This is a genomic window from Aquimarina muelleri DSM 19832, from assembly GCF_000430665.1.
Lineage (GTDB): Bacteria > Bacteroidota > Bacteroidia > Flavobacteriales > Flavobacteriaceae > Aquimarina > Aquimarina muelleri.
The window spans coordinates 70,457-94,549 of the sequence record NZ_KE387188.1 but is presented as its reverse complement, the minus strand read 5'-3'; the positions used below and the strand labels follow the sequence as shown (position 1 = coordinate 94,549).

The 24,093-nt window shown below is 29.2% G+C and carries 22 protein-coding genes; 19 read left to right on the top strand and 3 right to left on the bottom strand.

What is annotated here, in order from left to right:
- Nucleotides 1-9: 9 nt before the first annotated feature.
- From H527_RS0119185 to H527_RS0119125, 13 genes are all read left to right on the top strand, one after another.
- A complete protein-coding gene (locus H527_RS0119185) occupies nt 10-1,371 on the top strand; it encodes an HTTM domain-containing protein (RefSeq protein WP_027414139.1) in 1,362 nt (453 codons plus the stop codon).
- Nucleotides 1,352-3,766 (top strand): TonB-dependent receptor domain-containing protein, encoded by a 2,415-nt coding sequence (locus H527_RS0119180; RefSeq protein ID WP_027414138.1) that lies wholly within the window; start codon nt 1,352-1,354, stop codon nt 3,764-3,766. Before H527_RS0119185 ends, H527_RS0119180 begins: the two co-directional genes overlap by 20 nt.
- A 196-nt stretch (nt 3,767-3,962) precedes the next feature.
- Nucleotides 3,963-4,472, top strand: a complete 510-nt coding sequence (locus tag H527_RS0119175; protein WP_027414137.1) for a PAS domain-containing protein — start codon at nt 3,963-3,965, stop codon at nt 4,470-4,472.
- 196 nt (nt 4,473-4,668) lie between these two features.
- On the top strand, nt 4,669-5,172 hold the full coding sequence (locus tag H527_RS0119170; protein WP_027414136.1) for a ferritin: 504 nt from the start codon (nt 4,669-4,671) through the stop codon (nt 5,170-5,172).
- 564 nt (nt 5,173-5,736) lie between these two features.
- Nucleotides 5,737-6,177 (top strand): thioredoxin family protein, encoded by a 441-nt coding sequence (locus tag H527_RS0119165; RefSeq protein ID WP_027414135.1) that lies wholly within the window; start codon nt 5,737-5,739, stop codon nt 6,175-6,177.
- 4 nt (nt 6,178-6,181) lie between these two features.
- On the top strand, nt 6,182-7,159 hold the full coding sequence (locus H527_RS0119160; protein WP_373297423.1) for an FAD:protein FMN transferase: 978 nt from the start codon (nt 6,182-6,184) through the stop codon (nt 7,157-7,159).
- 28 nt (nt 7,160-7,187) lie between these two features.
- Entirely contained in the window at nt 7,188-7,400 is a 213-nt protein-coding gene (locus H527_RS0119155) for a DUF4266 domain-containing protein (RefSeq protein ID WP_027414133.1), read from the top strand.
- 37 nt (nt 7,401-7,437) lie between these two features.
- Nucleotides 7,438-8,685 (top strand): DUF3570 domain-containing protein, encoded by a 1,248-nt coding sequence (locus H527_RS0119150; RefSeq protein ID WP_035089147.1) that lies wholly within the window; start codon nt 7,438-7,440, stop codon nt 8,683-8,685.
- Nucleotides 8,686-8,938: 253 nt separating this feature from the next.
- Nucleotides 8,939-9,328: a lipocalin-like domain-containing protein gene (locus tag H527_RS0119145; protein WP_027414131.1), complete on the top strand. Its 390-nt coding sequence runs from the start codon at nt 8,939-8,941 to the stop codon at nt 9,326-9,328.
- 115 nt (nt 9,329-9,443) lie between these two features.
- Nucleotides 9,444-9,827 carry a hypothetical protein gene (locus tag H527_RS0119140; protein WP_027414130.1) on the top strand — a complete coding sequence of 128 codons (384 nt, stop codon included), beginning with the start codon at nt 9,444-9,446 and terminating at the stop codon, nt 9,825-9,827.
- Between the two features lie 284 nt (nt 9,828-10,111).
- Nucleotides 10,112-12,478, top strand: coding sequence for a DUF2339 domain-containing protein (locus H527_RS0119135; RefSeq protein WP_027414129.1), 2,367 nt, complete (start codon nt 10,112-10,114; stop codon nt 12,476-12,478).
- The gene (locus H527_RS0119130) at nt 12,462-13,697 is read left to right on the top strand and encodes a DUF3999 family protein (RefSeq protein ID WP_027414128.1); all 1,236 of its coding nucleotides are present in this window, start codon (nt 12,462-12,464) and stop codon (nt 13,695-13,697) included. Before H527_RS0119135 ends, H527_RS0119130 begins: the two co-directional genes overlap by 17 nt.
- 403 nt (nt 13,698-14,100) lie before the next feature.
- Nucleotides 14,101-14,580, top strand: a complete 480-nt coding sequence (locus tag H527_RS0119125) for a hypothetical protein (protein ID WP_027414127.1) — start codon at nt 14,101-14,103, stop codon at nt 14,578-14,580.
- A gap of 20 nt (nt 14,581-14,600) precedes the next feature.
- Here the strand turns inward: H527_RS0119125 and H527_RS24745 are convergent, their stop codons facing one another.
- Nucleotides 14,601-14,726 carry a hypothetical protein gene (locus H527_RS24745; protein WP_262891713.1) on the bottom strand — a complete coding sequence of 42 codons (126 nt, stop codon included), beginning with the start codon at nt 14,724-14,726 and terminating at the stop codon, nt 14,601-14,603.
- A 505-nt stretch (nt 14,727-15,231) separates the two neighbouring features.
- Between H527_RS24745 and guaB the strand changes: the two genes are divergently transcribed.
- The gene (gene guaB, locus H527_RS0119115) at nt 15,232-16,707 is read left to right on the top strand and encodes an IMP dehydrogenase (RefSeq protein ID WP_027414126.1); all 1,476 of its coding nucleotides are present in this window, start codon (nt 15,232-15,234) and stop codon (nt 16,705-16,707) included.
- Between the two features lie 199 nt (nt 16,708-16,906).
- On the opposite strand, the gene H527_RS0119110 is transcribed toward guaB, so the two are convergent.
- Together H527_RS0119110 and H527_RS0119105 are read right to left on the bottom strand one after the other, a co-directional pair.
- Complete coding sequence (locus H527_RS0119110) at nt 16,907-17,425, bottom strand: OmpH/Skp family outer membrane protein (protein WP_027414125.1); 519 nt, start codon at nt 17,423-17,425, stop codon at nt 16,907-16,909.
- Between the two features lie 85 nt (nt 17,426-17,510).
- Nucleotides 17,511-17,750, bottom strand: a complete 240-nt coding sequence (locus tag H527_RS0119105) for a hypothetical protein (protein WP_027414124.1) — start codon at nt 17,748-17,750, stop codon at nt 17,511-17,513.
- Between the two features lie 441 nt (nt 17,751-18,191).
- On the opposite strand from H527_RS0119105, the gene H527_RS22750 reads away from it, so the two are divergent.
- The 5 genes from H527_RS22750 (at nt 18,192) to H527_RS22745 (ending at nt 24,088) form a co-directional block, all read left to right on the top strand.
- Nucleotides 18,192-20,147: a peptidylprolyl isomerase gene (locus H527_RS22750; protein ID WP_035089143.1), complete on the top strand. Its 1,956-nt coding sequence runs from the start codon at nt 18,192-18,194 to the stop codon at nt 20,145-20,147.
- A gap of 54 nt (nt 20,148-20,201) precedes the next feature.
- Nucleotides 20,202-21,050, top strand: coding sequence for a hypothetical protein (locus tag H527_RS0119095; protein ID WP_027414123.1), 849 nt, complete (start codon nt 20,202-20,204; stop codon nt 21,048-21,050).
- On the top strand, nt 21,043-22,491 hold the full coding sequence (locus H527_RS0119090; protein WP_229809238.1) for a peptidylprolyl isomerase: 1,449 nt from the start codon (nt 21,043-21,045) through the stop codon (nt 22,489-22,491). The genes H527_RS0119095 and H527_RS0119090 overlap by 8 nt, the downstream gene beginning before the upstream one ends.
- 1 nt (nt 22,492) lies before the next feature.
- On the top strand, nt 22,493-23,449 hold the full coding sequence (locus H527_RS0119085; protein ID WP_027414121.1) for an AAA family ATPase: 957 nt from the start codon (nt 22,493-22,495) through the stop codon (nt 23,447-23,449).
- A gap of 210 nt (nt 23,450-23,659) precedes the next feature.
- Nucleotides 23,660-24,088 (top strand): hypothetical protein, encoded by a 429-nt coding sequence (locus tag H527_RS22745; protein WP_051316874.1) that lies wholly within the window; start codon nt 23,660-23,662, stop codon nt 24,086-24,088.
- Nucleotides 24,089-24,093: the final 5 nt, after the last annotated feature.

The window sequence follows — 24,093 nt, the reverse complement described above, 5'->3', positions numbered from 1 at the left end:
TATTGTTAGATGAAATTTAATCTTAACGAATATTTTAAAAAACATACAGAGGCTGCACCACTTGCAGTCTTTCGTGTTTTTTTTGGATTAATGATGTTGACTAGTATTATTCGTTTTTGGAGTTATGGCTGGATTGATAAATTGTATATTCAGCCTAAGTTTTTTTTCTCTTTTTATGGATTTGAATGGGTAAAGCCTATAGGTGCATATACCTATGCTGTTTTTTTTATTTGCGGTATCTCTACAATTTTGATAACATTGGGGTTTAAGTATAAAATTGCTATTGTTACCTTTTTTCTTAGTTTTACTTATATAGAATTAATGGATAAAACAACATACCTTAACCATTATTATTTTATAAGTTTATTAAGTTTTATAATGATATTTTTACCTGCGAATGCATATTATTCGTTGGATGCAAAAATAAAAGGTACATCTTTTCAATATATTCCAAGCTGGACAATCGATGTCATTAAATTACTTTTAGGTATTGTTTATTTCTATGCAGGCTTAGCAAAACTTAATTCAGATTGGCTATTAGATGCTATGCCACTTAAAATTTGGTTGCCTTCTAAATATGATATCCCTTTTTTGGGAGATATACTACAAAAAGAATGGGCGCATTATTTATTTAGTTATTCTGGAGCGATATATGATCTTACCATTCCATTTTTGTTATTATATCGAAAAACAAGACCTTTTGCCTTTGTAATGGTAGTTGTTTTTCATGTATTGACTCGTGTGCTTTTTCCAATAGGAATGTTTCCTTATATTATGATTATAAGTACATTAGTTTTTTTTAATTCTGTTTTTCATCATAAAATATTAGATTTTATTTCTAAAATATGTAAAATAAATAAATCAAAATTTGATACAAATAAGGTGTTGAAATTCAGTTATGTAAAGAATAAAATTTTAATATCCTTCTTTTTGATATTCTTCATGATTCAGTTATTTTTCCCGTTTAGGTATCTAATATATCCTGGTGAGTTATTTTGGACAGAAGAAGGGTATCGATTTTCATGGAGAGTGATGTTAATGGAAAAGGCAGGTTACGCTAATTTTAAAATTGTAAATAGTGAAACAAAAGAAAGATTTTATGTGGATAATGATGATTTTCTTACTGCCTTTCAACAAAAACAAATGGCATCACAACCCGATTTTATATTAGAATATGCACACTATTTAAAAGAACATTTCGAAAGCCAAGGACATCAAAATATACAAGTATTTGTAGAGAGTTATGTAGCACTCAATGGAAGGTTAAGTACCCTATATATAGACCCAAAAGTGGATTTGGGAAAACAAAAAGAATCATTAAAACATAAAAAGTGGATTATTCCATTCAAAGATGAAATTAAAGGATTATAATATATTTTTTGTAGCATTATTAATAGTTACTACTGTTTTTGGGCAACATGAATTAGAAGGAAAAGTAATAGGATTTGATAATCAACCGATTGCTAATGCTGAAGTGTATATAAGGAATTCTAGTAGTCATACAATTACCAATAGTGATGGGGAGTTTAAATTTACTGATTTGAAATCAGGAGAATACTGGATTACTATTTTTAGTTTTGATTTTGAAATTTTAGAAGAAAAGATAAAAGTAGAGAGAAATGTAATTAAAAATTTTGTTTTAAACCCTTTAGGAGAAGAACTTTCAGAAGTTTTGATAACTCAACGAAAAGAAAAGATTTTTGGTTTAAAACAACTTAAGCCTGTAGAAGGGACTGCTATTTTTGCAGGTAAAAAGAGTGAAGTTGTTTTGGTAGATCAAACTGTTGGTAATTTGGCAGCTAATAATGCAAGACAGATTTACGCGCAAGTTGTTGGGTTAAATATTTATGAAAATAGCGTAGGTGGCTTACAGCTAAATATTGGGGGAAGAGGTTTGGACCCTAATAGGACGGCTAATTTTAACACTCGACAAAATGGATATGATATAAGTGCTGATGTTTTGGGGTACCCAGAGAGCTATTATACACCTCCAGCAGAAGCTTTGAGCGAAATACAAGTTGTGCGCGGAGCCGCTTCATTACAATATGGAACTCAGTTTGGAGGATTGATTAATTTTAAATTGAAACAACCTAATCCAAACAAAAAAATAGAACTAATATCTAGACAATCTTTAGGATCTTATAATTTATTTACGAGTTTCAACAGTCTAGGAGGTACAGTAGGTAAATTAAGCTATTATACTTATTTTAATTATAAAGAAGGAAAAGGTTTTAGGCCTAATACACAATTTGATTCCAAAAACTTATATGTCCATCTTGGATATCAAATTTCTAAAAAAACCAAAATATCTGGAGAGTTTACTTATCTTAACTATTTAGCACAACAACCAGGAGGGTTATCAGATGCTAGATTTAAAGAAAATCCTTCCCAAAGTAATAGAACTAGAAATTGGTTTAAAGTAGACTGGAAATTGTTTTCTTTGCGATTTGATCATAAATTATCTGATAAAACAGATATTAGTTTAAACCTTTTTGGGTTAGATGCATCTAGATCTGCAGTAGGTTTTAGAACTAATAGAGTAGATCAAGAGGATCAATTGGAAAGCCCTAGAGACCTTATTGTTGGTGATTTCTTAAATTTTGGAGCAGAAGGAAGAGTTTTATCAAGATATAACCTGTTTGGTAAGGAATCTATATTTTTGATTGGAACAAAATATTATCAGGCGAATAATGCAGAAGGACAAGGTCCTGGAACAGCGGATTTGGGCTCTGATTTTGATTTTACAAAGGATAAGTTTCCTACATACCCTAATCAGTCTGATTTTGATTATCCAAATTTAAATGTAGCTGTTTTTGGAGAAAATATTTTTAATATAACTAATACCCTTTCTGTTACTCCAGGATTTCGGTTTGAATATTTAAAAACGGAAGTAGATGGTTCTTCTAGAAATATTATCACAGATTTGGCGGGTAATGTCATTCGAGATAATAGTATACAGGATAATAGAACTTTTGAGAGATCCTTTGTTTTATTAGGACTAGGAATTAGTTATAAACCTTTAAATGTACTTGAAATTTATGCTAATATTTCAGAAAATTATCGATCAGTAACTTTTTCTGATATAAATATAGTAAACCCTTCTTTTCGAATAGACCCTGATATAACTGATGAATCAGGATTTACTTCAGATGTAGGTATAAGAGGAAAAATTAATGATTTGATTTCATATGATGTTGGTCTTTTTGGATTGTTTTATAATAATCGCATTGGGGTTATTCAACAAGAACAAGCTGATGGAAGTGTAAAAAATTTTAGAACTAACGTAGGAGATGCTACTATGTATGGTTTAGAATCTTTAGTTGATTTTAATCTAAACAAAATTTTATTGAATAATAGTTCTGATATCAGCTTTAATTGGTTTGCAAATACTTCGTTGGTTAATTCTAAATATAATGGCACAAATAAAGAAGTGGAGTTTGTACCTAATCTTAATATGAAGACAGGACTTAGGTTTGGTTATAAAAATCTTTTAGCCTCAGTACAATATTCATATTTGTCAGAACAATTTTCTGATGCAGAAAATTCTGTTAAACCTGGATTAAGTGGTGTAAGAGGGCTTATGCCAGCTTATGATATAATGGACTTTTCTTTATCTTATTCTTATAAAATATTCAAATTAGAAACCGGTATAAATAATATATTAGATAAAAGTTATTTTACGCAAAGAGCAACAGGATATCCTGGCCCTGGAATAATACCTTCTGAGCCATTAACATGGTACACAACCTTACAGTTTCGATGGTAAATGATATTTTATAATTTATCTAATGCAATAACATGATCTAACACATGTTTTTTTAAAACAAAGGTGTTTATTAGAGGTTTTGTTATTGTTTTAATTTAAAATATACCAGTAAATTTTTATAGGATTAAAGAATTAACTTTTGTTCAATATTAGTTACAATTTTAATTAGATACTTTTGAGTAAAACAGCAGTGCTTATGAATGAATTCTTTGCATACGATAGTGTAATGGATAAGTATTACAAAAAAATGTCTAACCATGTATTACCATTATTATCATGGGAGTTTTATGGGGAACATCATAAACTAATTGAAAGTTTTAGGGATGATTTTGTTGCGTTAAAGAAAGTTACCAAAAATTGGAGTTTTAATATAGATTATAAACAGTTTATTGAAGAGGACTCTGTTATTGTTGTTACTAATCCAAAACTTAAAATAGTATTTGCATCTCAAAATATTCAAAAAATGAATGGATACCTTCCAGAAGAAGTGATAGGTAATTCGCCAAAGATGTTTCAGGGTGATGAAACATGTATCAAAACATCAATAACAGTAAGAAAAGCAATAGATAGTATGCTCCCTTTTGAAGTATCTATCCTTAATTATAGAAAAGATCAAACATCATATATGTGTTTGATAAAAGGGTTTCCAGTACATGATAAACAAGGTAGGCTAGTTAATTATATAGCTTTTGAAAAAGCCGCATAGTTTACAATATTCAATAATTTACTTCTTAAACTTTATTAGTTTTTCATCGCCATATATGTTAAAAAACACTTATGGATCGTTAAAATGTTTTTAATCGTTAAATAGTCTTATTTTAAATAATACAATTGACTATACGTTATTTCTAAAGCATAATAAATTATTGTATTTTAGTTTTTTTGAAAAAAAATACAAAAAAATGATACAAGAAATAGAAAAATTATTAAATGATCAAATAAGATACGAAGCAAAAGCTTCAGTTCAGTATCTTTCTATGGCAAGTTGGGCGGATACAAGAGGATATAATGGTGTCGCTAACTTTTTTTATACTCAATCAGAAGAAGAACGAGTACATATGATTAAATTGGTTAAGTTTATTAATGAAAGAAGTGGTGTTGCTATTATTCCTGAAATAGATAAGCCAAGAGATGATTTTGATTCTTTAACTGAGCTTTTTGAAACATTCTTAAAAAGTGAAGAATTTGTAACATCAAAGATCAATAATATCATATACGAGTGTTTACAGCGACAAGACTATAATGTGCATAATTTTATGCAATGGTATGTTTCAGAACAGTTAGAAGAAGAGGCAATAGCACGTACATTGTTAGATAAATTAAGAATTATTGGAGAAGATAAATCTGGACATTATTTATTTGACAGAGATATAAATACTTTTCAGGCTGGAGGGCAAGGTAAATAATTGTTGATAAGCTATTAAAGATTAAAAAAAGTTTCTTTTTCTTTAAAATATTTTTATTATTTTCGTGCTTTATTTAGATTTAATAAAAATTAAAGAAAGTGCAAAATACAGATATTCCATCCTTGTATTCTCCTTGTTTAGTCCTTGATTGTGAAATATCATGTGGAGGGAAAAAGAAAAAGTGCTGTAAAAAATATAAAAAGAAAGGGAAATCTAATTGTAAAAGATGTCCTAAATTATAATCACCTTAATTAGGTTTTTTTGAAACTTAGTATACATAAAAGATAGCGGTGTTTATTATATAATACCGCTATTTTTGTTTATAAATGTTTGTTGAAAAAAAAATCAGCTCGAACCAAGGCTTGTCTTGAAAAACAATATATATTGTTCAGAAGCATATTTCTTAGCTTATTTTGAGTTTGTTAGTCATTAATATTTTTTTGTAAAGTAATTGTTATTTAAATTTAGTAGACATTATGATTTATTTATAAAGTTTACTAGGGAATAGATAATTACAACAAGGAAAATTTCTATATGTAGTATCCTGTTAATAAGATTAAATAGATGAGAAAAATTATTTTAATATTACTATTGGTGTTTTTGTATACAAATGTTATAAATGCTCAAGAATGGAGGACTAATTTTGATGAAGCTAAAAAGATAGCAAAAAATGAAAACAAACATATAATTTTAGTATTTGCAGGATCAGATTGGTGTGCGCCATGTATAAAATTAGAGAAGAAAATATTGGCAACTAAAGAGTTTAAAGAGTCTGTAAAAAATGATTTTGTATTAATTAAAGCTGATTTCCCTAGAAAAAAGAAAAATCAATTGGCAGAAGGTTTACAAAATCAGAATAAAAAACTTGCAGAAAAATATAACAAAAGCGGAGGTTTCCCTTTAGTAGTTGTTGTGGATAAAAATGGAGAAAAACTAGGAGAAGTAGGGTATGAAAATATACCACCGAATTCTTATTTAGATATTCTAAATCAAATGATAAAATAATATTTTGAAAGCCTTTTTTATAATCTTATTTTTATTAATCATAAACTGTAGTTTTTCACAACAGATACATAAACGAACCCTAAAACTAATGGGAAGTCGTTTTGATATTACTGTAGTAGCAGAAGATAGCGTTCAAGCTAAACAATATATAAATACAGCAATAAAAGAAATCCAACGTATAGAAAGTCTAATATCCTCTTGGAGTAAAGATTCTCAAACTTCTTTAATCAACAATAATGCAGGAATTACCCCAATAAAAGTTGATAAAGAGCTTTTTGATTTAATATCCAGAGCAATACAAATATCTAAATTAACAGATGGTGCTTTTGATATTAGCTATGCATCGATGGATAAAATATGGAAATTTGATGATAGCATGGTAGAAATACCCTCTAATAAAGAAATTGAAGCATCCGTTGCAAAAGTAGGGTACTCTAATATTATTTTAGATAAAGATCAATCTACAGTATTTCTAAAACTGAAAGGTATGAAAATAGGCTTTGGAGCAATTGGCAAAGGATACGCCGCAGATAAAGCTAAAAAACTCTTAATAGCTATAGGTGTGGACGCAGGAATTATTAATGCTTCTGGAGATATGAATACATGGGGGAAACAACCAGATGGAAGTGATTGGAAAGTGGCAATTACTAATCCGTTAAATAAAAACAATGCATTTGCGTTACTTCCAGTAATAAATAAAGCAGTAGTGACTTCTGGAAATTATGAAAAATATGTTGTTTTAGGTAATAAAAGATATTCTCATATCATTGATCCAAGAACAGGATATCCATCCACGGGGATTGTTAGTGTAAGTGTTTTTGCACCAAAAGCAGAACTAGCAGATGCTTTAGCCACTTCTGTATTTGTAATGGGCATAGAAACAGGGCTAAATAGAATAAACCAATTAGCGGGAGTAGAATGTATAATTGTCGATGAGCAAGGAAAAATACATACATCAAATCACATTAAAATAGACAATTAAAAATAGTTTTATAAAAACAATAATTTATATGAATAAAGTAATATTAGTAGTTTTTGCAATACTATTTTCTTTACAATCATGTGTTGCTGTAAAAGAATATGAAAAAGTACAAATTAACGATCCAGATATGGAACTTGTCTTAAAAAAATGTGATCGTTTTGAATCTAATTTTCAGGCGTATAGGGAGTCTGCAGCAGGTGCAAACGGAGGTAAAACGGGTGGAGGTTGTGGTTGCAATTAATCATAATTCGATATATAAATTTTGATAAAAAAACATTTTGAAAAAATTTCCATTATTAGCAATATTGTTTTCTGCTTTTTTTATAAAAGCTCAAGAAAAACAACAAAATGAAACAGCGACTTACAAGAAAAGAGTGTTAGAATCTACAGAAGTAGATTTCTTAATGAGTTATTATGCACAAGATGGGGATAATGCAGCAGTTACAGGAGGTGTTGGTACAGAGGAGCTTACAGACGTAACGCCTACTATTGTAGTTTCAATTCCTTTAAATGATGATGATGTGCTAAGTATAGACGCAGGTGTATCTGCGTATTCATCGGCATCTTCAAGTAATGTAAACCCTTTTGATGGTAATGTTCTAGCAAACCCATTTGTTGCATCTTCAGGAGCATCCGAAAGTGATATTTTGGTAACGGTATCAACAAATTATAGTCATAGTAGTGATGATCGAGATAAAATATGGTCTGCCAATTTAGCAATCGCTAGTGAGTATGATTATTTTTCTTTAGGATTTGGAGGCAGCTATACAAGGCTTTTCAATGAAAAAAACACAGAATTAAGTGTAAAAGCAAATGTTTTTTTAGATACCTGGAAAACAATTTATCCATCAGAGTTAAGAGATCAGCCAACATTTACTCCATTTAACAATAAATCTCGAAATTCTTATTCGGTAGGATTTGACTTTTCACAGATTTTATCTAAAAAACTACAAGGATCTCTCTCGTTAGATTTCATACAGCAACAAGGACTTTTATCCACACCTTTTCAAAGAGTACAATTTGCAGATATTGCGGATGTCGTTATTCAGGAATTTACGTATGCCGATGATGTAGAAAGATTACCAGACTCTAGACTTAAAATAGCAATGGGTGGTAGGCTACATTATTATATTAGTGAAATATTTACAGTACGTACATTCTATAGATATTATACAGATGATTGGGGTGTAAAATCCCATACAACAAGTATAGAAATACCTATCAAGATTACAGATAAGTTTACGATATATCCTTCATATCGATTTTATAAGCAAACTGCAGCAGATTATTTTGCGCCATTTAATCAGCATCTTTCTACTCAACAGTTTTATACATCAGATTATGATTTGTCAGATTTTGAAGCCAATCAATATGGTTTTGGAATTAGCTATACAGATATTTTTACAAAATTCCATATTTGGAAACTTGGCTTAAAAAGTATTGACCTTAGATTTAGACAATACGATAGAAACTCAGGGCTTAGTGCAACTCTCTTTTCTAGTGGATTTAGTTTTGTTGTAGATTAATTAAGCTTTTAGATATATCATTTTTTTATGTTTCAATAAAAACACAAGTAAGCAGGTTTTTCAAACTAAGCTTTCTGGTATAGGAAACCTTCACAATCTATTGATTAAAAACAAGTTTCATCTTTTTACTTAATTTTTTTTAAGAAAAACAATTATTTTCCTGCTACTAGGTATGGTTATTGATTAAATAAAAAAAATAAACGAGCAGAATAAAACTAAAAAAGTTAAATTTAACCTTGTTAAACCTCAATTTATGCATTTTAAATTTAATATATCTATTCTCATTTTTTTAGCAATAGTAATAACCAGCTTTAAAAAGAACCCTAAATTAATAAGGTCTGGAGAATTTAAAAATAAAGAGATATGTCAACAGCATTTGGAGTCTGAAAATTTAATAGGTAAATGGATTATGAATGGAGATCCAGAAACGTATATAAATTTGGGAGAGAATGGTGTTGCTGTAGAAAAATCTCTAGGAGATCCTTTAAAAAGATACTGGTTAATAAAGGGTAATAAACTATGCTTAAAAGCAACTTCTGTACAAAATAATAAAGAAATATGTATAGATTATGAATTAGACGAAGATGAACTTGTTCTAACTATGAATGATATGAAACTTTATTATATAAGATCTAGAGAGTAATGTTTTATAAAATATAGTAATTTAAATTTGACTCTTTTTTTGAATATATAAAAGAATTAAATCTATGAATTGCGAAAAAAAACATTAAATTTATCCTTATTAAAAACATTAAATTATGAAAAGACCCCAATCTATATCTGTAATTTTTGCCTTAGTTGCTTTGGTATTTGTATTAACAGCATTTAAGACAGAAGATATTTTATCTCAAAGAGAATATCTGAAAGAGATGCAGATCACAGATGATCAAAAAGATCATGGAGGATTAGTAGGAACATGGATTAAACAAGATGATCCAGAAACAATTCTTGTTTTTTCTTTAGACTTTACTTTAACAGAAAAATCTAAAGAAAAAACAACTCAAAACACGTGGTCAGTAAACTCAAAAGATCGTGAAGTTTGCATAGGGACTTCGGATTGTATATATTATGATGTAACGGAATTAGCTCTATTTCTTTATATAGATGATAAAATAGTTGCTTATAATAGAGATAGAAAGTAAGTTTTATTATAATATTACATACAAAAAAACGGATACAAGGAACGTATCCGTTTTTTTGTATGTAATATTTTGAGGTAAAAAAAATAATCTTCTATATTGTAGAATAGTTGCTGTTATAGAAAATAATTTCACTTTTTAGAAATAAAGCTTAATTATAGGGGGGTATTTAGGATTAGTTTTTTTTAAAATGAATAACCCAAATAAACTTAAGTTTGAAACAAATAACTATAAATATAATTTTTTATAGTTAAATTGAGAAGGTAGGTGACTTAGAATATATTTATATGGAAAACAATCAGGATCATATTCATAGGCTTTTAGAAGAATTAAATAATCTTCAAAATAGGCAACAAAAATTTTCAAATCAAATACAGGATCTTAAAAATAGGGTGTATGAATTACAGAATTCATTAAAAGTTGAACTAGAGCCAAAAGTAGAAGTTCCTAAGGATGTTTCTGAGATTCCTGAAAGTGTTGTAGAAAAAAATACTTCGTCTAAACCTATTATTCGGAAATCAGCAAATGTATCCGAAGTAAAAACTGAAATACCCCAAATTAAAACTCCTAAAAAGAAATCAAATCTAGAGAAATTTATAGGAGAAAATTTAATTAATAAAATAGGTATTGTTATTATTATAATAGGAGTAGCTATAGGAGCTAAATATACAATTGAAAATGATCTAATAGGGCCGATAACAAGGATTGTTCTAGGGTATTTAGCAGGATTAGGTCTTTTAGGAATAGCAATAAAATTAAAAAAGAGATATCAAAATTTTAGTGCTGTTTTAATAAGTGGAGCCATGGCGATACTCTATTTTATAACCTATTTAGCCTATGATCTATATGAGCTTATTCCACAAATAATAACATTTGTATTTATGCTATTGTTTACTGCTTTTACTGTTTATGCAGCCATGCAGTACAATAAACAAGTCATTGCACATATTGGGTTGGTAGGAGCATATGCTGTTCCGTTTTTATTGAGTAATGGTTCAGGAAGAGTAGGAATACTGTTTAGTTATATGGTTATAATTAATATCGGAATTCTTATTATAGCAATAAAAAAATATTGGAAACTTCTTTATGGCTCATCCTTCTTTTTTACTTGGATTATTTTTATATCCTGGTACTTATTTAAATATAAAGAAGAAGGTCATTTTGTTCTCGGATTTATATTTCTAGTCATCTTTTTTGTTATATTTTACTTAGTTTTCTTAGTATACAAATTGAGAAAGAAAGAAAGTTTTAGAACTACCGATGTTATTCTACAACTTTTAAATTCATTTGTTTTTTATGGAATAGGTTTTTCGATGTTACAACAAAATGAATATGGTAAAGAATTATTAGGAGTTTTTACATTGATTAATGCAATAATTCATTTTATTGTTAGTGTAGTTATATATAGATTAAAATTAGCAGATCCAAAACTATTGCATTTCGTTTCGGGTATGGTTTTAATTTATATAACCATTGCATTCCCCGTACAATTAGATGGAAATTGGGTCACGTTATTATGGGCTGGAGAAGCCGCTTTGTTATTCTGGATAGGAAGATCTAAAAAAGTGCCGATTTATGAAATACTCTCTTATCCTTTGTGGTTTTTAACTTTTTTCAGTTTGATGCATGACTGGATAACAGTGTATTATAGATATGATTCACTATCTCCAGAAACAGGTTTCATACCAGTGTTTAATATTTATTTAATGACATCAATATTGTGTATAGTAGCTTACATATTCATTTACATAATACATCGCAACAAAAAGCTTTCTTTTCCTTGGCCTACCCAATTTTGGTTATACACCCTTCTTTCCGTTATTGTAGGGTTATTATTAGTCTGTACAAGTTATTTTGCATTTTGGATAGAAATAGACAGCTACTGGGATAGTGTTTATATAGATAAAGAACAGTTTTTTCTATCTCAAAATATTAAAGAAAATGAAGAGTATACTGTCTTATCTAATATCAAAAATTTTAAAGCCATTTGGTTGCTTAATTATACCATGTTATTTTTTGTTGTTTTATCTTTTTTGAATATAAAAAAAATAAAAAATAACATTTTAGGCTATATCACTTTAATATTTATAGTATTTATTCTTCTAGGATTTTTAACTCGCGGTCTTTATTTACTAAGTGAAATACGAGTTAACTGTTTGTATTTAAGTACAACAGAATTTAAAGTTAGTTTATTTTCTTATTTAGGCATACGATATATATCGTTTATATTTTTAGCTGGATTATTATTTACTTTTTATAAATATGTACGACAACAATTTTTAGACAGAACCTTTAAAATTGCTTTTGAGATGATACTTCACTGTGCATTAATTTGGATAGTAAGTAGTGAGTTAATACACTGGCTAGATATAGCAGATTATACAGAAACCAATAAACTCGGCTTAAGTATTTTGTGGGGAGTTTATGCGTTATTACTAATTGCTATAGGAATAGGAAAAAGAAAGAAGTATTTGCGTATTCTCGCTATTATTATATTTGGGATTACACTTATAAAATTATTTTTTCATGACATCTCTAATTTAGGAACTATTGCTAAAACCGTTGTGTTCTTATCTTTGGGAATACTTCTTTTAATAATATCGTTTTTATACAATAAGTACAAACATATCATTGCAGATGAAAAAGAAAATTAAGTTTATAAATTTTTTTATACTATTATTTTTTTTAGAGAGCCAAGCGCAAATTAATCAGTATGCTTATAAAAGTATTTTGCCTGATGTTACAGATACATGGTATGCAATATGTTTGCCCAATGAAGTGTTTGGTAAAGTTTCATCAGATTTATCTGATATTAGAATTTACGGGATAACAAATAAAAAAGACACAATAGAAGCACCATATCTTTTACGATTAAGAAGTGAAAAAGTGTCTAAAAAAACAATACCTTTTTCTGTCTTTAATACTACCTATAATAATAAAGAAGCCAGTATAACATTAAAAATCCCTTCAAAAGAACCTATTAACCAGATTCAATTAGATTTTGAGGAACCTAATTTTGATAGGTTAATTACTTTAGAAGGAAGCCAAAATTTAACAGAGTGGTATGTTGTTGAAAAGGATTATCGTATTCTTTCTATTAAAAATGAATTCACTAATTATCAATTTACTACTGTTCGGTTTTCTAAGACACTATATAACTATTTTAGAATACGTATTAAAAGTGATAAAAAACCAGTTTTGAGATCTGCAAATGTTATAATAAAGGAAGTTGATGGTGCTGATTATCAAGAATATGATGTTGCTAGTTTTGATACTCAGAATCCCAAAAATATTAAAAAAACAATCATAGATTTAGCTCTTAAAACAGCTGTTCCTATAAGTTCTATTTATCTTCAAACAGAAGAAGATTTTGATTATTATCGTCCGTTATCTATTAAGTATTTGGCAGATAGTATACAAACCCAACAAGGGGTTTGGAAACCTTTATATAAAGAACTTACTTCTGGGGTATTAAGTTCTGTAGAAAAAAACATATTTCCTTGTAGAAGTACAATTGCTAAAAAAATTAGGATAACAATAGATAACCATGACAATCAACCTTTAAAAATAAATAAAGTTAGAGTAAAGGGATATAAACATGAACTTGTAGCAAGGTTTACTAACCCTGCTACATATTATCTTGTTTATGGCAATAAAAAAGCAAGAAAGCCAGTATATGACCTTAATTATCTATCTACAAAAATTCCAAAGGGGTTGCCTGTAATAACTCCAGATAAAGCACAGGTTATAAAATTTGAAAACACCAATACTATAAAACCATTATTCATGAATAAAATATGGCTTTGGAGTATAATGCTTATTGTAATTTTAGTGCTAGGAGGTTTTACATTATCTATGATGAAAAAAAAATAACAACAATTTTTATTTTACTGCTTCGTTGTTAATATAAAACACTTTTTTTAAATAAACAGGCAATAAAAAAAAGTTTTTTAGCCTCCTGTAAAGAGGTGTTTTCTTTGCTATACATAAGCTATGTTTCACAAACTTATTTTGCAGGGTTTTTATTGATAGATTTAAGAATAATAACGCTATATATGGAAACCCGTAAAAAAAATAAAGGATAATTAACTAGGTTAGTGGCTTCATAAGTTTTTTATTAAAATTTTAAACCAATTGTTGCAATGGTTAATTTTAATTAGGCTTTAAAATCTTATGATAATTTTATCGTTGTTTATCGCATTAGATGGCGTTTAAGCAAAATAAAAATTATAACTGCTTAAGATTTAAAATAGAATATAGCTATAAATAAGGATAGATGAAGACCCAATTAGTTACCATGTTTGATATGTTTTTTGGAGCAAAATCCAAAAATAAAATTGTAGAAGATAGTACATCAAAACTTTTTTTAACACACACTGATACCTTCTCTGGAAGAACTCTTGTGATAGAAGAAGAAGCTTATACGGTATGGGCATATCTTCTTTGTGAAAATAAAGAAAATATAGATTTTGATGGCTTTTTGTGTGCAGTAACAAATCCTTTTACAGCTAATAATATAACCCTTCAAAAAATTACTCCTACAAAAAAAGATATTCCATTCCCCTCAGTATTTGCAAATGAATATAGTTATGTTGAAAACTTAAAGAAAAAAGACATTAAAATTAACTGGAGAAAAGATCATATTAACATATTTATAAAGACAAGTTTATATCTCATAATGAATATAAAAGAAAAATGCAGTTATTCGAAAGCTTTAACCAAAGACTGTGATTATGGAATGCAATTACATTATTAGAGTGTAGTAATTTTTACTTGCTAAGTAGCAAGTTCTCCATTGCTAATTGTTTCTTTGCCTGTTTCAATAGCTCCCCATTTTGAACTTGTATTAAATCTTATAGATACAGGTTTTCCATTTTTAAGAGTTTCAAGAATAGATTGCAATTCGGTTTCATAAAAATAAATAGTAATGGTTCCATTATTACATAATCTGTTTGGAGGTAGTTTTTTTGTTTTTAATAATACCCAAATGCCCTAGGTATTGTTGATTAGAACCGTATAAATATACAAAGCCTATTTGATATCCGCCACCACTAGCGTAGTTACTTACTATTTTATGAGATATGACTATTATGGTAAATTTTGAGTTTGAGTTATGTTGATTTTGTCTTCAAATGTAGTGTATAATATACCTTTAATGTAGAGGGAAAAGACGTGTTTGTATAGGGGGGATTCTTCTTGTTGCTTTTTAACAGGTGTTTTTTTAGAACCTGTAATGGAAGATGTTTTTAGTTTTATAGCTTGAATTGTAATGGTGCAATTTTTCTATAGCATCTAGTTTGTAACGTGAAAATTTTAGATTATATAAAATTAGGTTATTAAATAAAGGGAGATAGCTCGATATTAATTAAAAAGACGTACATTTGCACGCAATTAAATTTTAATTGCCATGACAGCACATGAATCCAAAATCGTTGGAGAAGGTTTAACCTATGACGATGTTCTTTTAGTCCCCGCTTTTTCCGAAGTATTGCCTAGAGAGGTAAGTATCCGGGCTAAATTCACAAAAAATATAACACTTAATGTTCCTATCGTTTCTGCGGCTATGGATACTGTTACAGAAAGTCGTATGGCTATCGCTATGGCTCAAGAAGGAGGTATAGGAGTGCTACATAAGAACATGACTATAGAAGAACAGGCGATTAAAGTGCGTAAAGTAAAACGTGCAGAAAGCGGTATGATTATCGACCCAGTAACACTCCCTATCGATGCTAGAGTAATTGATGCTAAAAATAATATGCGAGAGCATAGTATTGGAGGGATTCCTATTGTTGATGATAATTATAAATTGATCGGTATTGTAACGAATAGGGATCTTCGCTTTGAGAAAAATAACCAACGCCCAATCTCTGAAGTCATGACTAGTGAGAATTTGGTTACCGTAGGGGAAGGGACATCATTACAACAAGCAGAAGTAATTTTGCAAAAGAATAAAATAGAAAAACTACCTGTAGTTGATAAAAACTATACACTAGTTGGCTTAATTACTTTTAGAGATATAACTAAGTTAACCTTAAAACCAAATGCAAATAAAGATAATTTAGGGCGTTTGCGTGTAGCAGCAGCAATTGGAGTTACTGGTGATGCCGTAGAGAGAGCAGAAGCATTAGTTAAATCTGGGGTAGATGCAGTAGTTATTGATACTGCTCATGGTCATACTAAAGGTGTGGTTGCAGTTTTGAAAGAAGTGAAATCAAAATTCCCTGAATTAGAAGTAGTAGTAGGTAATATAGCTACTGCAGAAGCAGCAAAATATCTGGTCGAAGCGGGAGCAGATGCAGTAAAAGTAGGTATTGGTCCTGGTTCTATTTGTACAACAAGAGTGGTTGCTGGTGTAGGGTTTCCTCAGTTTTCTGCGGTATTAGAAGTAGCTAATGCTATAAAAGGCTCTGGGGTTCCTGTAATTGCAGATGGAGGTATAAGGTATACAGGAGATATCCCTAAGGCTATTGCTGCAGGAGCAGATACAGTAATGTTAGGATCGCTCTTAGCAGGTACAAAAGAATCTCCCGGAGAAACCATAATTTATGAAGGTCGAAAATTTAAAACATATAGAGGGATGGGGTCCGTAGAGGCAATGAATAAAGGCTCTAAAGATCGATATTTTCAAGATGTTGAAGATGATATCAAAAAACTGGTTCCCGAAGGTATTGTTGGTAGAGTAGCTTATAAAGGAGATCTTATTGAAAGTATTCATCAGTTTATAGGAGGGTTACGTGCAGGAATGGGCTATTGTGGTGCTAAAGACATTCAAGCATTACAAGATAATGGTCGTTTTGTGAAAATTACAGCTAGTGGTATTAATGAAAGTCATCCGCATGATGTAACTATAACTAAGGAGGCTCCTAATTATAGTAGAAGATAATAGGACGGGACAAGTAGATAAAAAAAGAGAGTGTTTGAAAAGTCAAACACTCTCTTTTTTATTGTAAATTTTTCAAAAAACTAACTCTAAAAGAAGGTTTTGTAGAAAGAAACAAAGAGTTTTTAGAAATTGTTATTAATCCGATTAAATTGTATTAAAAATTACTTTTCAGACCTTTAGTTTGGTATTACTGTTTTTTTTATTTTTTAGGCTCTTCTATTTTTATTCCTAATTTAGTCATAACCTTTTTAGTGAGATCATAATTAGGGTCTATGTATGCCAAACCACTGGTGGTTATAGTGAATACTTGAGTATAGCTTTCTGCTTTAGCAATTTCTTCTAATGCTTTGCCGATTTTTTGATAAAGTGGTTGTAATAATTTATTTTGTTGTAATTGAACCAATTGGGCTCCATTCTGACGAAATTTAGCAATATCATCTTCTAAACCGATGATTTCTTCTTGCTTAGTTTTCTTTATAGGCTCTGTAAAAGAAGTTACTTTTTCTTGATATTCTTTTACTTTTACTTGATATTCATCGACTTTTATTTTTAAATCACCTTCAAGCTTAGAATTATAAGCTTTTAAGTCTTCTTGTACCTTAGTTAATTCTGGCATTTTAGAAAGAATAAAATCGGTATCGATTGTTCCGGTTTTTGATTGAGCGTTTAACTGCAAACTAGCAATTAACACTAAGAAGGATAATATTACTTTTTTCATCTTAAATTTTTTCTATTTTTTTAAGTTTTTGCAAATATATAAGGTCTTATTCAATATACGTGCCATGAATTATTTTTTTTAAAACCTAATCTTCGTACACTTGTCCACGATGAGGTTTTAAGGCATCTCTTATTTTTTTCATTTCAGAATCTGTAACAATCATAAAAGCTATGCTATGTATTTCATTTATATCTTGATAGCCAGTAATATTAAGAGACGTTTCTTCTAAATGAATATATTCTTTAAGGTGGATTTCATGATGTTGTGCAGTTTTACTAGCATTAGGACCCTTGAAATCCCAAATTAATTTTAATTTTCGTTCCAAAATATAATTTAATTAGTTTTACGGTTTTTAAAATAAAGAGATCTATTTTTAATCTAAAATAGAAAAACTTAAAGTAAACTCTAATATATTCCTCGTTTTTTAAATACATTTTTTTCTTCAACAAAAACAATGAAACTTTTTACTTAACAAAAGGATTTCTATTTAGTATTTGTGTAAGGAAGTTTCTTTAAATTGTTTTTTAACATTTGATAAAGAGAAAATATACGTAGTTGTAATTAATTTTGATCTAGTTTTTTCGTTTATATTATATACGCATAATATAACTTGTGTTTACTAGTTAAATAAACATATGTAGTAGGTATTGAGATAAAAAAATAAAAGTTAATACTACAATGTGTACTTGCTTCGTTACAAAAGTAACTTGTAAAACACCTTAATATTATTATTTTTGTCCGGTTAGGACTTTATCATATAGAAATTATGTACAAAAAGTTAGTATTATTTTTTTTAGGAAGTATTATTTTTACAATTACAAACGCGCAGCAATCAAAAGATGTATTGTTTACGATTGATAATTCTCCTGTCTATATTTCGGAATTTAAAAGAGTATATCTCAAAAATATTAATCTAGTAAAAGACGATTCACAAAAAAGCATAGACAAATATCTAGATCTATTTGTTAATTACAAATTGAAGTTAAAAGAAGCAAGATTTTTGGGATTAGATAAAAAAGAAGCTTATCTAAAAGAATTAGAAGGATATAGAAAGCAACTAGCAGCTGGATATCTTACAGATACAAGAACTTCTGAAGCTTTAGTAAGAGAAGCGTATGAGCGTTCATTAGAACAAGTAAATGCAAGTCATATTCTAATAGAAGTAAAACCCAATGCACTTCCAAAAGATACGCTTGTTGCGTATCAAAAGATTATAGAAGCAAAAAATAAGATCAATAAAGGAGAATCTTTTGATATTGTAGCAAAAGCGTATAGTGAAGATCCTTCAGTAATTAAAAATAATGGGGATCTAGGATGGTTCTCTGTTTTTCGAATGGTATACCCGTTCGAACAAGCAGCATACCAGACTAAAGTAGGAGAAGTTTCAGAGCCTTTTAGAACCCAATTTGGTTATCATCTCGTAAAAGTTAATGGTAAAGAAAAAAGATATGGAGAGGTTACTGTAGCACATATTATGGTGGCGATTAATAAAAATAGAAGCTCTGAAGAAGCGGAAAAAAGAATTAAAGAAATCAACCAACAATTGACACAAGGAGTTTCTTTTGCTTCTCTGGCAAAACAATATAGTGATGATCCAAGTACCGCTATTGATGGAGGTAAGATCAGACGTTTTGGGCAAGGAGCATTAAATTCAGAAGAATTTGAAAAAGTTGCATTTAGTTTAGAAGAACCAGGTGAAATATCTAAACCTGTTGTAACACAGTATGGATGGCATATGATTCAATTGATAGAAAAACATCCTCCAAAAACTTTTGAAGAACAGAAAGAAGAGTTTACACAAAAAGTAAAAAGAGATAGTAGGTCGAAATTAGTCACAGAATCATTTATTCATTCTTTGAAGGAGAAATATTCAGTTATAGAAAATAAAAAAGCAATTAATTATTTTAAAGAAATAATTCCAACCACATTTTTTAAAGAAGAATGGAGCTTTCCTGAAAATAAGCGTTTAAGTGAAGAATTGTTTAGTATAAAAAAAGAAAAGTATTTATTTAAAGATTTTGCACAATTTTTACAAAACAACCAAAGGAAAGAAAACGAATTCGTAGATGTATCTGTTTTTGTAGAAGAGATGTATAAAAAATATGAGTCCTCGGTATTATTAAAATACTATGAAGAACACCTTGAAGAGGATAATGAAGATTTTAGAAATGTAATAGGGGAGTATAGAGACGGTCTTTTACTTTTTGATCTTATGGATTCTAAAATATGGAATATGTCTAAGGTAGACTCTATTGGATTAAAAAAATATTATGAAGAACAAAAAGAAAGCTATACACAAAATGAAACATATAAAATCCTTAAAGCCTCTTCATCAAAGCATGAAGTAATAAATAAAGTTCAAGAATTATTAAGGAAACAAAAGACTATTGAAGAAATAAAAAGAGAAGTTAATAATGATGATATGGCAGTGGTTCTCTTTTCAGAAGAAGAGGTAATAAAAGGAGAAGATATGTTTCCTGCAGATTTTTCTATAAAAGAAGGAGCTATAACCGTAGCAGAAGAGGAAAACTTCATGACTTTGATTATGGTTAAAGAAATAGTACCTTCCCGAATTAAAACGTTTGAAGAAACTAAAGGAGAGGTTGTTAATGATTTTCAAGAAAGTATAGAAAAACAATGGTTGGATCAATTAAAGACTAAATACTCAGTAAAAATTAATGAAAAGACATTAAAAAAAGCTAAAAAAGAATTATCCATTTAGTGCCTACCAAGTATTCTATTCTACTTGCCAATTTAATAATAAAAAATGTAACGTGTGAGATATTGTAAATTGATAGTATTGTTATTTGTAATTGTTTCTTGTCAAAATTTCAGAAATCAAGTTAAAGAAGAAGCGATAGCTAGAGTAAACAATATATATTTATATAAAAGCGATATAGAAAAGTTAGTTCCCAAAAATACTTCTAAGGGAGATAGTATAAATATTGTAAATGATTATATTAATAGATGGGCTACACGTCAATTGTTTATTGATAAAGCAAAATTAAACCTAACCGAAGAAGAGCTAAAAGAGTTCGAGGATCTTGTAGAGAGTTATCAAAGTACATTATATATTAATGCATATAAAAATGCAATAATCAATAAAACTATTAATATGGAGATCACAGAAGAGGATCTTCAGACATATTATAATCAAAATTTAAAAAATTTTAATCTTAATGAGGAGTTAGTAAAATTACGTTACTTACATTTGCCACCAGATTACGGAAATATTGTTGCAACGCAGAAACAATTAAATCGTTTTAATGAAGAAGATGTAGAGGAACTTAAGGAGAGAAAAATAGAGTTTCTAACATATTCATTAAATGATTCTGTTTGGATTAAATTGGATCAGGTGTTAAATAAGATTCCAATCCTTAAAAAACAGGATAAAACAAAACTCCTAAAAGAAAGAAATTTTATACAGCTTAGAGATTCTTCAGGAGTATATATGGTTATAATAAAAGATGTTTTAAGACGTAAAGAAATAGCACCTTTAGAATATATTAAACCAACTATAAGACAAATTATATTAAATAAGCGAAAGCTGGAGCTTATAAAAAAAATTGAAAAAGAAATTACAAAAGATGCAGTTGAGAACAAACAATTTGAAGTTTATGATTAAAACTACAATACTATGTGTGATATTTACCATTGCTACGGGGATACAAGTTTATGCACAAGAAATTATAGAAGATGTAGTTAAGGACGCTGATACTATAATGAAAAATGATACCATAAGTATTGCTATAGATTCTGTAAAGCAACCTTTTCAAAAAATGAAAATTGACGGTGTAGCTGCAGTTATTGGAGAGAATGTAATCTTAGATAGTGATGTAGATATTGCATATCAACAATTAGTTAGTGAAGGTGTTTCGATAGCAGAAGTAAGCCGTTGTGAACTTGCAGGTAGTTTGTTTGAGAGTAAATTATATGCACATCACGCAATTCAAGATAGTATTGAGGTAAAAGATGCTGAAGTTAATTCTATGGTAGATCAACAATTAAGTTATATGACTAATGAGTTGGGAACAGTAGAAAAAGTGCTAAAATTCTACAAAAAAGATGATCTGACAGATTTTAAGAAAGAACTTTTTGAAATCAATAAATCTAATAGATTGTCAGAGCAAATGAGAAGCAAGATTATTAAAGATATAGAAATTACTCCTGAGGAAATTAGAGAGTTCTTTAATGATATTCCAATAGAGGAAAGACCTCTTTTTGGAACCGAAATAGAATTAGCTCAAATTGTAATAGAACCAGAAATAACTGCAGAAGAAGAGCAGAAAGTAGTTGATCGTTTAAACCAATTTAGAGAAGATATTGTCGAAAATGGAAGCAGTTTTGCAACAAAAGCAGTGTTGTATTCTCAAGATCCTGGTTCTAAATCTACAGGAGGGAAATATACTTTAGATCGCCAAACAAATTTTGCGAAAGAATTTAAAGATGTAGCTTTTAGCCTACAAGAAGAAGAAGTAAGTGAGCCATTTAAAACCGATTTTGGTTGGCATATCGTAAAAGTTGATAAAATTAGAGGAGAAGAAATAGATGTAAGACATATTCTTCTTGTACCAGAAGTGACAAAAAAAAGTGAAGAAAAAGCAAAAAAGTTAATAGACTCTCTTAGAACAATTCTTGTATCTGGTTCTATAGACTTTAAGGAAGCTGCACAAAAGTTTAGCGATGAAAAAGAAACTCGTGAAGATGGAGGGCAATTAATAAATCCAACTACAGGAGACACACATTTTGAACTTACCAAAATTGACCCTATATTGTATGATCAAGTATCAAAATTAAAAACAAAAGAGGTTTCTTTGGTTATTCCTGATCAAGATCGTCAAGGTCGAGTAAAATATAAGTTGATAACAGTGCTTAATCGATATGATGAGCATATAGCAGATTACGCAAAAGATTATCTTAAAATACAAGAACTAGCACTTAGAAAAAAACAAATCGATGCTATTCGTAAATGGCAAGAAGAAAAAATATTAGACACCTATATTAAGGTAAATGGAGAATATAGAAACTGTGAGTATAGTGGTAACTGGTTAAAAAAAGAAAAATAATATGTCAAAGGACGTAGTGGCTGTAGAAAAACTGGTAAAAAAACATTCAGATCTCAAAAAAGAGATTTCTAAAGTGATTATCGGTCAAGAAAAAGTTATTGATCAAATACTTATTTCTATTTTTTCTGGAGGCCATTCACTATTGATAGGGGTTCCGGGTTTGGCAAAGACTTTAATGGTTAATACTATCTCTCAAGCTTTGGGTTTAGATTTTAAAAGAATCCAATTTACCCCAGATCTAATGCCAAGCGACATATTAGGAAGCGAAATACTAGATGAGACAAGACATTTTAAGTTTATAAAAGGACCTATATTTTCAAATATTATTCTTGCAGACGAAATTAATCGAACTCCTCCAAAAACACAAGCAGCACTTCTAGAAGCAATGCAAGAAAGGTCGGTTACTGTAGCGGGTCACCATTATAGTTTAGATTTACCATATTTTGTTCTAGCAACTCAAAACCCTATAGAACAAGAAGGAACATACCCTTTGCCAGAAGCACAGTTAGATAGGTTTATGTTTGCTATAGAATTAAAATACCCGAGCTTTCAAGAAGAAGTTGATGTAGTTAAAAGCACTACAGGAGATACAACCAATACAATTAATCCATTATTCACTGCACAAGAAATTATTGAATTTCAGAAACTAATTCGTCGTATACCAATAGCAGATAATGTAATTGAATATGCAGTAAAGATGGTAGGTAAAACTAGGCCTAACGAGGAAACAGCAACACATTTGGTTAAAAACTATATAGATTGGGGTGCAGGTCCTAGAGCTTCTCAAAACTTGGTTCTTGCAGCAAAAGCAAATGCAGCTATACAAGGAAAATTTTCTCCAGATATTGAAGATGTGCAGGCTGTAGCAATGGGTATACTTCGCCACCGTATGATAAAGAATTATAAAGCCGAAGCCGAAGGCGTTAGTATAGAAGATATTATAAATAGTTTATTCTGATTTTTTATAACATCATATTTTTTCTACTCTTTATTTTGTTTTGATCTTTGTAGCTAGCTTAAAAAAGCACATGTTTTATAAAGTATACACTTGTTATTTTTACAATTTTTTAAATGTTTATTTATAGAGCATTAAACCTTTAAAGGTTTAATAAGTCTTAGTATAGAACGTTCAATAATTATATTGTTTAAAAAATTAGAAAAGTAAAATATGAAAAAGAGTATAATATACACTCTGGTATTATTTTTAGGAATTTTATCAGTATCAGCACAGTCTAAAGAAGGTAAAATAGACCACAAAAAATTAAGAAAAGAATTTTATGAAAGTTTGTCTCAAGATCAAAAAAGCGCATTAGAAGATAAAAAAAGACTTCGAAAGGAACATAAAGAAATAATGAAAACTAGTTTTAGTAAAGAACAATTAGCAATTGTAGAAGATAAAACACTTTCGAAGCAAGAAAAAAGAAAAGCACTCAGAAAAACCTTTAATGATAAACAAAAAGAAATTTTTGAAAAACATAAAACATTAATGAAAAAGGAGCGTGAAAAGTTTAAAGCTTCATTGTCTGATATACAAATTGAACAATTTGAGAAGTTAGAAAAGAGAAAAGGTAAAAGAGGAAAACATAAAAAAGAATAAATTTT